Annotated in this window: 10 protein-coding genes; 7 read left to right on the forward strand and 3 right to left on the reverse strand. The window is 73.7% G+C overall.

Annotated features, from left to right (window positions below):
- Positions 1–35 precede the first annotated feature (35 nt).
- Entirely contained in the window at positions 36–1,211 is a 1,176-nt protein-coding gene (locus tag AMK31_RS37505) for a glycosyltransferase (RefSeq protein ID WP_073945265.1), read from the forward strand.
- On the opposite strand, the gene AMK31_RS37510 is transcribed toward AMK31_RS37505, so the two are convergent.
- A complete protein-coding gene (locus AMK31_RS37510; RefSeq protein WP_198948667.1) occupies positions 1,212–2,492 on the reverse strand; it encodes a TerD family protein in 1,281 nt (426 codons plus the stop codon).
- A gap of 298 nt (positions 2,493–2,790) precedes the next feature.
- On the opposite strand from AMK31_RS37510, the gene AMK31_RS37515 reads away from it, so the two are divergent.
- The 4 genes from AMK31_RS37515 to AMK31_RS37530 all read left to right on the forward strand — a co-directional run bounded on the left by AMK31_RS37515 (position 2,791) and on the right by AMK31_RS37530 (position 7,463).
- Complete coding sequence (locus tag AMK31_RS37515) at positions 2,791–3,228, forward strand: DUF6643 family protein (RefSeq protein ID WP_073945221.1); 438 nt, start codon at positions 2,791–2,793, stop codon at positions 3,226–3,228.
- Positions 3,229–3,270: 42 nt separating this feature from the next.
- Positions 3,271–4,095, forward strand: a complete 825-nt coding sequence (locus AMK31_RS37520) for an MOSC domain-containing protein (protein WP_073945222.1) — start codon at positions 3,271–3,273, stop codon at positions 4,093–4,095.
- 214 nt (positions 4,096–4,309) lie between these two features.
- Entirely contained in the window at positions 4,310–4,912 is a 603-nt protein-coding gene (locus AMK31_RS37525) for an Rv1733c family protein (RefSeq protein ID WP_073945223.1), read from the forward strand.
- A 109-nt stretch (positions 4,913–5,021) separates the two neighbouring features.
- Positions 5,022–7,463 carry a right-handed parallel beta-helix repeat-containing protein gene (locus tag AMK31_RS37530; protein WP_073945224.1) on the forward strand — a complete coding sequence of 814 codons (2,442 nt, stop codon included), beginning with the start codon at positions 5,022–5,024 and terminating at the stop codon, positions 7,461–7,463.
- A 4-nt stretch (positions 7,464–7,467) separates the two neighbouring features.
- Here the strand turns inward: AMK31_RS37530 and AMK31_RS37535 are convergent, their stop codons facing one another.
- Entirely contained in the window at positions 7,468–9,798 is a 2,331-nt protein-coding gene (locus AMK31_RS37535; RefSeq protein ID WP_073945225.1) for a hypothetical protein, read from the reverse strand.
- Positions 9,799–10,087: 289 nt separating this feature from the next.
- On the opposite strand from AMK31_RS37535, the gene AMK31_RS37540 reads away from it, so the two are divergent.
- Both AMK31_RS37540 and AMK31_RS37545 read left to right on the forward strand, forming a co-directional pair.
- Complete coding sequence (locus tag AMK31_RS37540; protein WP_073945226.1) at positions 10,088–10,915, forward strand: DeoR/GlpR family DNA-binding transcription regulator; 828 nt, start codon at positions 10,088–10,090, stop codon at positions 10,913–10,915.
- A gap of 51 nt (positions 10,916–10,966) precedes the next feature.
- Positions 10,967–11,440: an SRPBCC family protein gene (locus AMK31_RS37545; protein ID WP_073945227.1), complete on the forward strand. Its 474-nt coding sequence runs from the start codon at positions 10,967–10,969 to the stop codon at positions 11,438–11,440.
- 99 nt (positions 11,441–11,539) lie between these two features.
- Here the strand turns inward: AMK31_RS37545 and AMK31_RS37550 are convergent, their stop codons facing one another.
- The gene (locus tag AMK31_RS37550) at positions 11,540–12,694 is read right to left on the reverse strand and encodes a PLP-dependent cysteine synthase family protein (protein WP_073945228.1); all 1,155 of its coding nucleotides are present in this window, start codon (positions 12,692–12,694) and stop codon (positions 11,540–11,542) included.
- Between the last annotated feature and the right edge of the window lie 265 nt (positions 12,695–12,959).

The raw sequence follows: 12,959 nt of genomic DNA on the forward strand, positions 1-12,959 counted from the left end.
CTTGCGGGCCCTCCCCCGTGGGGCAGACTGCGTGGGTGAGCGCCCTCGCATGGACTGCCGCCGGATCCCTGGCCGCCTGGCTGTGGCTGCTGCTCGGCCAGGGGTTCTTCTGGCGCACGGACGTCAGGATGCCGCCCCGCCGCGATCCCGGCGACTGGCCGCCCGTGTGTGTGGTCGTACCGGCCCGTGACGAGGCCGCGGTGCTGCCGGTGAGCCTGCCGTCGCTGCTGGCGCAGGACTATCCGGGGCGGGCGGAGGTCTTCCTCGTCGACGACGGCAGCACGGACGGCACCGGGGAGCTGGCGCGGGAGCTGTCCCGGCGGCTGGGCGGGCTGCCGCTGACCGTGGTCTCGCCGGGCGAGCCGCCGGCGGGCTGGACCGGCAAGCTGTGGGCGGTGCGGCACGGCATCGGTGAGGCACGCGCGCGTGGACCCGAGTACCTGCTGCTGACGGACGCCGACATCGCGCACGCGCCGGACAGTCTGCGCACGCTGGTGGCGGCGGCCCGCACCGGGGGCTTCGACGTGGTCTCGCAGATGGCCCGGCTGCGGGTGGAGAGCCTGTGGGAGCGTCTGGTCGTGCCGGCGTTCGTCTACTTCTTCGCGCAGCTGTACCCGTTCCGCCGGATCGGCCGGCGGGGCGCGCGGACGGCGGCCGCCGCGGGCGGCTGTGTCCTGCTGCGGAGCGAGGCCGCCGAGCGGGCGCGGATCCCGGACTCGATCCGTCACGCCGTGATCGACGACGTGGCCCTCGCGCGGGCCGTGCGCGGCAGCGGCGGGCACATCTGGCTGGGCCTGGCGGAGCGGGTGGACAGCGTGCGCCCGTATCCCCGGCTGCACGATCTGTGGCGGATGGTCTCGCGCAGTGCCTACGCCCAGCTGCGCCACAACCCGCTGCTGCTGCTCGGTACGGTCGCCGGGCTGGCCCTCGTCTATCTGGTGCCGCCGGCGGCCGTGACGGCCGGGGCCGTCGTGGGTGATACGGCGGCGGCTGTGCTCGGGGGCTTGGCGTGGCTGGTGATGGCGGGGACGTATCTGCCGATGCTCCGTTACTACCGGCAGCCGTGGTGGCTCGCTCCGCTGCTGCCGTTCACCGCGTTCCTCTATCTGCCTATGACGGTCGATTCCGCCGTGCAGCACTACCGGGGGCGGGGCGCGGCCTGGAAGGGCCGCACCTACGCGCGTCCGGACGCCGTCCCCGACGAGAGCTGATCACTTCCGTCCGGGGGTCCAGTTCATGCCCCACCCGTAGGCGTGGTCGACGGTCCGCTGCGGGCTCACGCCGCGCTCGGGGATCAGGTAGCGGGCCTCACGCTGGACGATCAGGTCGCCGCCGGTGTTGGTGATCAGGGCCAGCGCGCACACCGGGGAGGGGACCGTGCACTCGTCCAGGGAGAAGTCGACGGCGGCGCCGTGCTGCGGCTGGAGGGTGACCGTGGCGTGCAGGTCGGCGAAGGAGCGGGCGCCCTCGTAGATGGTGACGAAGACGAGGATGCGCCGGAAGGCGTCCTTGTAGTCGAGGTTGACGGTCAGGTTCTCGCCGGTCGCCACGGCACCGGTGCGGTCGTCGCCGTCGAGGTGGATGTACGGCGGGTGGTGCAGCGAGCCGAAGGCGTTGCCGAGGGCCTGGACGACGCCCTTGCTGCCGTCGGCGAGTTCGTACAGGGCGCACAGGTCGAGGTCGAGGTCGGAGTGCATGGCGACGGCCCTGCCGAGCTTGCTGCCCCAGCCGGAGAACTGCTTGCGCACCTCCCAGTTGAGGTTCACCCGCAGGGCGCCCGAGGTGCCGCCCTGCTTGGTCAGCGACACGGTGGGGGCGGCCTTGGTCAGCGTGACCTTGGTGAGCCGTACGGGCGCGGCGGGCGGCGCGGCCGGCGGGGGCGGGGTGACCGGTGCGGTCGCCGGCGGGGTCCGGACCGGCGCGGCGGGCGGGGTGCGGACCGGGGAGGCCGGCGGGGTGGCGTGCTGCGGTTCGTCGACGGTGATGCCGAAGTCGGTGGCCAGTCCTTCCAGGCCGCTGCTGTAGCCCTGGCCGACCGCGCGGAACTTCCAGGCGCCCTGGCGGCGGTAGAACTCGCCGAGGACGAAGGCCGTCTCGACGGACGCGCCGGTGCTGTCGAAGCGGGCGACCACGGTGCCCTGGCTGGCGTCCTTGACCTCGATGTACAGGCCAGGCACCTGGCCGAAGGCGCCGCCGTCGGCGGAGGCGGCGAGCACCACCGTCTCCACGGCGCTCTCCACGCGCGTGAGGTCGACGAGCAGCGTGTCGGTCACCATGCCGCCGGTGTCCCGCTTGCCCTCGTGGCGAACAGCGCCGGAGGTGTGCGCGGGCTGGTTGTAGAAGACGAGGTCGCTGTCGGAGCGGACCTTGCCGCCGGCCAGCAGCAGCGCCGAGGCGTCCGCGTCGGGGACGCCGGGTCCGCCGCGCCAGCCGACCTCGACCCGCAGCGCGGCCGTCGGCACCGGCGTATTCGATCCTTTCGGCATGGACATGTCCGCCCCCATCACGCGTTCTTCCGGGATCTCTGCGGACCCCAACCTATTGCCCCGGACAGAGAACTCCCATGGCCCGTGCCGGATGTCCGGCGAACCTCTTTCGGAGTCGTACGAAGATCAGAGGCCAACCGCCGGTAACCCGCCCGGAACTGAGCCTTTACACGATCCGAACGCCGCGCGGTGCCCCTTTTTCCCATGTTCGCTCGCATTGGGGATCCGGCGTCACCGCAGACACGGAAAACAACCCCATTATCGGTCTCCCCAACCAGCACATCGTGGGCTTAACTTATGTGCCATGACCTCCCCCCGCTCCACTTATGGTGGCGGCTACTACTCCGCCTCCTTCCCGGACACCCCGATCTACGACTCCCTCGTCGCCGAGCGGGGCACCCCGCAGATCGCCCCGATCCGGGTCCCCGCCGCTTACGACACGCCGGGCAGCTCGCTGCCCGCCCTGCCGGCGGCGCTCCCCGCCCTGCCGGCGGCCCCGTCCCAGCCCTCCTACGGCTACCCGCAGACGCCGCAGCCCGCCCCGCTGCACGCGGCGCCGACGGCGTACATCCCCCAGCAGGCCTCGGCGCCGCGCGGCTACCCGGGGCCGCAGGTGCCCCAGCAGCCCCGCCCGGCCGCCGCGCCCGGCATGGGCTACGAGGCGATGCGCCCCGCGGCGCCGCGCCCGGCGCCCGCCCCTTACCAGGATCCGTACAACCAGCAGCAGTACCGCGGCTACTGATCGACTCCCCGGGCTGTCGGTGCCACCTGGCACGATGGCCCCATGGGGAACGCGGAACTGCAATCGATCCATGTCCATCCGGTCAAGGCGTTCCGGAGCCTGTCGCTCCGGGAAGCCGTCGTGGAGCCCTGGGGGCTGGCCGGAGACCGACGCTGGGTGCTGATCGACGACGGGGGAAAGGTCGTCACGCAACGCCAGCAACCGCGCCTCGCGCTGGCCGCCGCCGAGCTTCTGCCCGGCGGCGGCCTTCGGCTCTCCGCGCCCGGCCTCGACCCGCTGACGGTGTCCGTGCCGGAGCCGATCGGCACGGTGACGCTGGAGATCTTCCGGGACAAGGTGGACGGCGTCCCGGCCGACCCCGCCGCGCACGCCTGGTGCAGCGCCCACCTGGGCATCGACGTCCGTCTCGTGTACATGGACGACCCCGCCACCCGCCGCCCCGTCGACCCGGAGTACGCGCTGCCCGGCGAGACGGTCAGCTTCGCCGACGGTTACCCGCTGCTGCTCACCTCGTCGGCCTCCCTCGACGCCCTCAACTCCCTGATCGCGCGGGGCGACCGGCCCGAGGAGGGCCCCCTGCCGATGAACCGCTTCCGGCCGAACCTGGTCGTGGCGGGCACCGCGCCGTGGGCGGAGGACGGCTGGTCCCGACTCGCCGTCGGGGACGTCGAGTTCCGTGTCGCCAAGCCCTGCGGGCGGTGTGTGGTGACGACGACCGACCAGACGAGCGCGGAGCGCGGCAGAGAGCCCCTGCTCACCCTGGGCCGGCATCGCCGTATCGGCGGCAAGCTGGTCTTCGGCCAGAATCTGGTGCCTCTCTCCACCGGCGCGATCCGGGTCGGCGACCCGGTGCGGATCCTCGCGTAGTCCCGGCCGTCGCGCCCGCGGGACGCCGCCGGGGGGCAGAGAGATCCCGCCATGTCGGCAAGGCGCGGGAACCACGGTGCGCGGCCCGTACGTTGGGGTGTGGTGAGAAGTTCGTGAGGGACCCCGGTCGCCGGTGAGGTCGACGCTCTCCATGACCGGTCTCTCGCATGGACGGCTCCGCCGGGGGGACCACGGAGCTGGAAGGGGGTGCGGGGTGCGAGCCCTGAGCGGACTCTGGCGCTGGCGGCACAATCCACTGCGCCGCGCGACCGATCTGGCCGAGGCCTGGCTGGCCCTGACGGCGCTGCTGCTGGTGCTGCTCGTCGCGCCGCTGATCGGTGTCCTCGTCGGCTCCGCCGCCCAGGAGTCCCTGCAGCGTTCGGCCCGCGAACAGCGCCAGTCCCGGCATCAGGTGACGGCCACCGTGCTGCGCCGGCTGGAGCGCGGCGCGCTGGCCGCCGACCCCGAGACCGCCACCCGCGACACCCGCACCAGAGTCCTCGCCGACTGGACGGCCCCGGACGGCAGCTCCCACCATGGCGCGGTCATGGCCCAGCTCAAGTCCGCGGAACCCGGCGACCGGTTCAGACTCTGGACCGACCCGCTGGGCAGACCGGTGAGCCGCCCCCTGGACCCCGCCACCGCCACCTCGCACGCCGCCCTCGCCGGCGTCGGCGTGGCCCTGCTCGCCGCCGGCCTGGTCGAGTGCGGCAGACGCCTGGTCCTGTGGCGCATGGTCCGCCGCCGGTACGCCCGGCTGGACCGCGCCTGGGAACAGGCCGGACCGGACTGGGGCAGGACCGGCGCGGGCAGCTGACCGGCTTCCGGCTCCGGTCAACCCACCGTCCGCGCGCACGCTACGGTGGACCGGCCGAACTCATCGGCATCGAAACCCGCGTACGACGAGGTGGGGGCGCAGCAACGCCATGGCACAGGGCACGGTCCAGGTGACGCACACCGGCACTTCGCGGTGGCGGCGCCGCACGGGTGAGTACGCATCGCTCGCCGCCGCCCTGGAGGCCGCGACCGACGGTGACGTGCTCACCATCGCCCCCGGCACCTACCGCGAGAACCTCGTCGTCCAGCGGGCGGTGACGCTGCGCGGCCCGGAGGGCTCCCCCGGTTCCGTGCGCATCGCGCCGGTGGACGGGGTGCCCCTGGTCGTACGGGCCTCCGCGGTGGTGCAGGACCTGCACGTGGAGGGCCAGGACGCGGCCGCGCCCGCGCTGCTGGTCGAGGAGGGCGCGCCCGAGCTGATCGACGTACGGGTCGTCACCCGGTCCGCGGCCGGTGTCGAGGTGCGCGGCGGCGCCCGGCCGAGCGTGCGGCGCTGCACCGTCGACAACCCGGCGGGCATCGGCATCGCCGTCGTGGACGGCGGCGGCGGGGTGTTCGAGGAGTGCGAGGTGGTCGCGGCCGGGCAGGCCGGCGTCGCGGTGCGCGGCGGTGCCCATCCGCGGCTGGAGCGCTGCCGGGTGCACCACGCCTCCGGCTCCGGACTGACCGTCACCGGCGAGAACTCCGCGCTGGAGGCGGTGGGTTGCGAGGTGTACGAGGTGCGCGGCAGCGGAGTGCAGATCACCGGCCGGGCCACCGCCCACCTCACCGACTGCGATGTGCACCGCACCACCGCGGACGGCGTCACCCTGGACACGGACGCCGTGCTCACGCTGGCCGACTGCCGCATCCACGACATCCCCGAGAACGCGGTCGACCTGCGCTCCCGCTCGGTGCTGACGCTGACCCGCACCAGCGTCCGGCAGTTCGGGCGCAACGGTCTGTCGGTGTGGGACCCCGGCACCCGCGTGGACGCCAACCAGTGCGAGATCTTCGACAGCACCGGCGACTATCCGGCGGTGTGGGTCAGCGACGGCGCGACCGCGGTGCTGGACTCCTGCCGGGTGCACGACGTGCCGGACGCCCTGTTCGTCCTCGACCGGGGCTCCCGCGCGGACGTCGTCGACAGCGACCTGTCCCAGGTGCGCAACACGGCGGTGTCGGTGAGCGACGGCGCGACCGCGCAGCTCGACGACTGCCGCATCCGGGACGCGGCGACGGGCGCCTGGTTCCGCGACCACGGCAGCGGCGGCACCCTCGCCAACTGCACGGTGACCGGCACCCAGACCGGCGTGATCGTCACCAAGGGCGCCGACCCCGTCATCGAGCGGTGCACCGTCGACGCGCCGTCCGAGGCGGGTTTCTACGTCTCGGCGGACGGCCGGGGCAGCTTCCTGGACTGCCGGGTGACGGGCAGCGGCGGCTACGGCTTCCATGTGATCGACGGCTGCCGTGCCACGCTCAGGAAGTGCCGTACGGAGCGGTGCGCGCGCGGCGGTTACGAGTTCGCGGACGGCGGCCCCGGCACCGGCTCGGGCACGGGTCCGGTCGTGGAGGACTGCACCAGCGACGAGAGCGCGGGCCTGCGGCCGTCTCCGGCGCCGCAGGAGACGGCCGTGGAGACGGCGGGCCGGACGCCGGGGCTGCTCGGCGCGATCCCGGGGCAGCGGCCCGTCGAGCGGGAGCCCGTCGTGGCCGCCGCCCCGCCCGAGCCGCCGGCCCGGACCTCCAAGGCCGTGCTCGGCGAACTCGACGCGCTGGTGGGCCTGGAGAGCGTCAAGCGTGAGGTACGCGCGCTGACCGACATGATCGAGGTGGGCCGGCGCCGTCAGCAGGCGGGTCTGAAGGCGGCGTCGGTGAAGAGGCACCTGGTCTTCACCGGCTCCCCCGGCACCGGCAAGACGACGGTCGCCCGGCTCTACGGCGAGATCCTGGCCTCGCTGGGCGTCCTGGAGAAGGGTCATCTGGTCGAGGTGTCCCGCGTGGACCTGGTCGGCGAGCACATCGGCTCCACGGCGATCCGCACCCAGGAGGCCTTCGAACGGGCCCGTGGCGGTGTCCTGTTCATCGACGAGGCGTACGCGCTGTCCCCGGAGGACGCGGGCCGGGACTTCGGCAAGGAGGCCATCGACACGCTGGTGAAACTGATGGAGGACCACCGTGACGCGGTGGTGGTGATCGTCGCGGGTTACACGGCCGAGATGGAGCGCTTCCTGTCGGTCAACCCCGGTGTCGCCTCCCGTTTCTCCCGCACCATCACCTTCAGCGACTACGGCCCCGAGGAGCTGCTGCGGATCGTGGAGCAGCAGGCCGAGGAGCACGAGTACCGGCTGGCCCCGGGAGCCGCCGAGGCCGTGCTGAAGTACTTCACGGCGATCCCCAAGGGCCCCGCCTTCGGCAACGGCCGTACCGCGCGGCAGACGTTCGAGGCGATGGTGGAACGGCATGCGAGCCGGGTCGCCCAGCTCGACGAGCCGACCACGGACGATCTGACACTGCTGTTCGCGGAGGACCTGCCGGACCTGGCCTGACGCCTCAGGGCCCGGCCTGCGGCCGCTGGGCCGGGAGGTCGGGTCGGAGCCGGGCCAGCAGACGGTCGCGTTCCTCGGTGAAGGCCGGGTCGTGCTGGTAGTCGGAGTGGCCGAGGACGGGCGCGGGCAGGGGATGGTCGTCGGTGCGGCCGTGCGCGAGCGGGTCCTTCAGCGGGGCGCGGTCGACCTCGGGGCCGCCGTCGGCGGGCACCCGGACGGGGCCGCCGATGGGGTCGGTGAGCCGGTACAGGTTGCGCCAGCAGTCGACCTCGTGGTGCAGGGCGCTCAGCGCGTCCGGGCCGAAGTGCGCCGGGAACCAGCGGCCGTACAGGCGCTCCAGCGGTGAGCCGTAGGTGAGTAAGGCGACCCGTTTGCGGGTGGCCGGGGACAGCTGCCAGGCCGTGGCGGCGGCGAGGACGCTGCCCTGGGAGTGGCCCGAGAGGACGAGGCGGCCGCCGGTGGTGCGGGTCCAGGTGTCGATCCGCCAGGTCAGGTCGGGGACCGCGCGCTCGGCGTAGCAGGGCGGGGCGAAAGGGTGGGCAGCGCGCGGCCAGAAGGTGCCGACGTCCCAGAGGATGCCGATGGTGCGCCGCGCGGAGGCGTCCTTGTAGGCGCGCCGGCCCCAGCTCACGAACAGTATGAAGCCGACTCCGATGAGCCAGGAGCCCAGCGCCTGCGCGGTCTCGGCGGCGCCCTGGACGAAGCCGTGGGCGTCGCGGGCGGCGCCGCTCGGGGTCCGGCCGCTGGTCAGGGCGCCGACGAGGGCGAGGGCACCGAGCAGCAGGGTCGTGGCGGAGACGACGGCGACGAGGAGAGGGCCCCGGTCGGTGAGGGCGGCCATCGCGCGGGTGCGGGCGATACGGCGGGTGCGGTCCGGTTCCTGGAGCTCGCCGGAGTAGTCGTCGGCCACGGCGGCCCGTTCGGCGCGGGCCTGGCGCAGGGTGTGCCGGGCCAGCAGGGCGACGAGCGCCAGCACGAGGAGGAGCAGCGGCGGGATCACGGACGCCTGCCAGGTCAGCAGGACCGGCGGGCCGGGGATGGCGGCGTGGGTGCCGTCCAGCCAGTCGGCGACGCGCTGGGACACGCCGCCGGACATCACCCCGCCGAGGGCGCAGGCCAGCATGGCGACGGCGGGTCCGCCCAGACCCCGCAGGGCGGCGCGGGCGTCGGGCCGGGTGCGGTGCAGCAGGTGGGCGACCACGGCGAGAGCGATCACGATGAGGCCCTGGACCAGGGTGATGCCGCCGAAGGCCGCGTCGCCCGGCAGCCGGCCGGACGACTCCCACGCCGGGCGCTCCCATCCGGCGTACGGCAGGGCGAGGGCGAGCAGGAGGAGCGCGGCGAGCGGCAGGCCGCGTACGAGGGACGCGTCGGTGTCCTGGTCGACTCGGCGCTCGCTGCGGCCCCGCCGACAGACCACCGCCACGGCGAGGACGGCGACGGCGAGCAGTGCGGCCGCCAGCAGCCGGCCCGCGATGTCGAGGGCGGCCGGTCCGCCGGGGGCGCGGTCGTGGCGGACGGCGGGGCCGATGACGGCGGCGGCCACGGTCAGCAGGCCGGCGGCGGTGTGCGCGGCGCGCAGCCGGGCGACCAGGCGCCGCCCGTACCAGAAGCCGGGCCGGGCCAGGGCGGTGGCGGCGCCGTCCTCGTCGGTGCCGGGGGCGGGGGTCAGGGGCAGCTGGGACTCGTAGGCGTTCCAGGTGCGACGGGAGAGGTACCAGAGCAGGCCGACGAGGGCGGTGGGCAGCAGTGCGGCGACGGCGAGCCGGCGGCCGGGGCGGCTCCACCAGCCGCCGTCGGAGACGGTGGGTGAGAGGAAGCCGAGCCAGGAGTGCCGTTCGGCGCACGCGCGCGTGCCCGCGCACTGCCAGGCCCCGAGGTCGAGGGCGACCTCGCAGGCCGCGGCGACCAGGAGCACGGTCAGGGTGAGGCCGGCGAGCCGTACCAGCAGTCCGTACAGCCGGACGGTGCGGGTGCGGTCGCGGGCGCCGGGGCGCATCCAGTGGGCGAGGTTGACCACCATGAACGGCAGCAGCAACAGCCACAGGGCGCGGGAGCCGTTGCCGGAGGTGAGGTTGCACCAGACGTACGCCTCGGGCACCGGGCGGCCGTCGGTGCCGGCGGCCCGCGCGGGGTCCTCGACGTCCGCCGTGCGCCGGAAGAGGGCGGCGGTGTCGTCGCCGGCGACCCGTACCGTGCGCGGGTCGTCGAGCATCTGCTCGGGTGTGGTGCCGCCCACCCCGTGGACCAGCAGTTCCAGGGCGGCGGCTCCGGGCTGTCCGGCGGTTCTGGTGGCCCCCGCCTGGTTCAAGGCACGTTCCTGCGCGTGTTCCACTTGTCGCACTTCCCCCGTGACGCACCATCGGCCTCTGTCGTCCGTGCGGGCACCAGGATGTCCGTCGGACGGGCGGCCTACACCCATCGTCACGGAATCTCCCCGATCCGGGTCACGGGCAAGCAGCAGATGAGACACAAGTGACATGTGCGCGTCTGACAGTCGATGGCGCGACCCGTACCGGCCCGTGCGAGGATGGGACGCCCACGCACCGGTGCCGCGGGATATGCCCTCGTCGGAGCGCGTGCGGGGCGTGTGGACGGATTGCGGCGAAAGGACCGGAGCGTACGTGAGCGAGAATCAGAACCTCCTCGCGGAGCAGCGGCGCGCCCTGATCCTGGACGAGGTACGACGCCGCGGCGGCGTCCGCGTCAACGAGCTGACCCGGAAGCTCGGCGTTTCGGACATGACGATTCGGCGCGATCTCGACGCTCTGGCCCGGCAGGGCGTGCTGGAGAAGGTGCACGGCGGCGCGGTGCCGGTGGCGGAGGCGAGTACGCACGAGCCGGGCTTCGAGGCCAAGTCGGGTCTGGAGCTGTCCGCGAAGGAGGACATCGCGCGGGCCGCGGCCGAGCTGGTCGCGCCGGGTGCCGCGATCGCCCTGTCGGGCGGTACGACGACGTTCGCGCTGGCGCACCGGCTGCTCGACGTGCCCGACCTCACCGTCGTCACCAACTCGGTGCGGGTGGCCGATGTCTTCCACTCGGCGCAGCGCTCCTCGGGTCAGCGCACGGGCGCGGCCACGGTGGTGCTGACCGGCGGGGTGCGCACGCCGTCCGACTCGCTGGTGGGTCCGGTGGCCGACCAGGCGATCGCCACGCTCCACTTCGACGTGCTGTTCCTCGGGGTGCACGGGATATCGGTCGAGGCCGGCCTGTCCACGCCGAACCTCGCGGAGGCCGAGACCAACCGGCGTCTGGTGCAGTCGGCGCGCCGGGTCGTGGTGGTCGCCGACCACACCAAGTGGGGCACGGTGGGCCTCAGTTCCTTCGCGAGGCTGGACCAGGTCGACACCCTGGTGACGGACGCCGGGCTGCCGGCCGGGGCGCGCGCGGAGATCTCGGAGCATCTGCGGCTGGTGGTGGCGGGCGAGCCCGACGAGGGTGCAGACAGCTGACGGGAAGTCAGCCAGGGTGTCGCCGCCGTCGAGGGAAGGGGTGACGTCACCATGGCCCGTCGGCTGCGCCCGGTGGGGCTCGACTTCGTCGAGCGCGCGCCCGTACGCCTGGTCTTCGCGCGGGAGATCTCCGCGCTGCCCGAGCGGGTGTTCCACGCGCTCGCCGACGACGTGCCGGGCTGGGCCGAGTGGTTCCCGCACGTGACATCGGCCCGGCCGACACCCGACGGCCGGCAGATACGGCTGCGCGGCGGCACCCGCTTCGAGGAGACGGTCCTCGCGGCCGAGGCGCCCGAGGTGTACGCCTACCGCGTCGACGTCACCAACGCGCCGGGCGTCCGCGCGCTCGTCGAGGAATGGCGCCTGGCCCCGGCCGACGGTGGTACGCGCGTGCGGTGGACGTTCGCCGCGGACGGCAACGCGCTGTTCCGCGCGGTGCTGCGGCCGGCCCGCGGCGGGCTGGGGCGCTCCTTCCGGCAGGCGGTCGACGCGCTGGACCGGCGGCTCGCCGGGGCGCCCGGGTAGGGCAGGGGCGGTCGCCGGACGAAGCCGCTCGACGCTCCGGCCGGTCGGCTGGTGGGCTGGCCGGCCGGTGGGCTAGCCGGCCATCGGCTGGTCGGTGGGCTAGCCGGCCATCGGCTGGTCGGGCCAGACTCCCGTCGCCAGCAGCGACTCGATGGCCGCGGTGTACGGGGCGATGTCCAGGCCCTGTTCGGCGAGCCAGGCGTCCGAGTAGTACTTGTCGAGGTAGCGGTCGCCCGGGTCGCACAGCAGGGTGACCACGCTGCCCGTACGACCCGCGGCGACCATCTCCGCGACGATCTTCAGCGCGCTCCACAGGCCGGTGCCCGTCGAGCCGCCCGCCTTGCGGCCGATGGCCTGCTCCAGCGCGCGTACGGCCGCGACGCTCGCCGCGTCGGGGACCTTCATCATCCGGTCGACGGCACCGGGGACGAAGCTCGGCTCCATGCGGGGGCGGCCGATGCCCTCGATGCGGGAACCGCAGTCGCAGGTGACCTCCGGGTCGCCGGTGGTCCAGCCCTCGAAGAAGCAGGAGTTCTCCGGGTCGGCGACGCAGACGCGGGTGTCGTACTGCATGTAGTGGACGTAACGGGCGATGGTCGCGGAGGTGCCGCCGGTGCCGGCCGTGGCGACGATCCACGCGGGCTCCGGGAACCGCTCCAGCCCGAGCTGCCGGAAGATGGACTCGGCGATGTTGTTGTTGCCGCGCCAGTCGGTGGCCCGTTCCGCGTAGGTGAACTGGTCCATGTAGTGGCCGCCGGTCTCCGCCGCGAGGCGGGCGGACTCCTCGTACATGGTGCGCGGATCGTCCACGAAGTGACAGCGGCCGCCGTGGAACTCGATCAGGCGGATCTTCTCGGCGCTCGTCGTACGCGGCATGACCGCGACGAAGGGGACGCCGATCAGCTTGGCGAAGTACGCCTCGGAGACTGCCGTCGAGCCGCTGGAGGCCTCGATGACGGGGCGGTCGGGGCGGATCCAGCCGTTGCACAGGCCGTAGAGGAAGAGCGAGCGGGCGAGGCGGTGCTTGAGGCTGCCGGTCGGGTGCGTCGACTCGTCCTTCAGATAGAGGTCGATGCCCCAGTGTTCCGGCAGCGGGAAGCGGAGCAGGTGGGTGTCGGCCGAGCGGTTGGCGTCGGCCTGGACCTTGCGGACCGCCTCCTTCAGCCAGCCGCGGTAGGCGGCGTCGGTGCGGTCGACGTCGAGGGTGTCGAGGGGTGTGCCGGCGGTGTACTGCCGGGAGGTGCGGGTGCTCACTGCGGGGCTCCTTACGCTGCGCGCCGACGGCGCGTCGCGCGGCCGACACACTGATGATAGACAGCTTCCGCACGCTTCTCACCTGCATAAACGCATCTTTGGGCGGCTCAAAGAGGAGCTGCGGGAACGGGCGTGCGAGGGCACCTGACGGAAGCTCGGACAGGGCGGTGAGAGGCGCCGGGCGGCGGTGACGCGGGGGCGCATTCGGGCGAGTGCTCCGGGTGTCCGGTGCGCCCGGCACATGCGCACTGGTGCTCGATGCGCA

The organism is Streptomyces sp. TSRI0107, from assembly GCF_001905845.1.
Classification (GTDB): domain Bacteria; phylum Actinomycetota; class Actinomycetes; order Streptomycetales; family Streptomycetaceae; genus Streptomyces.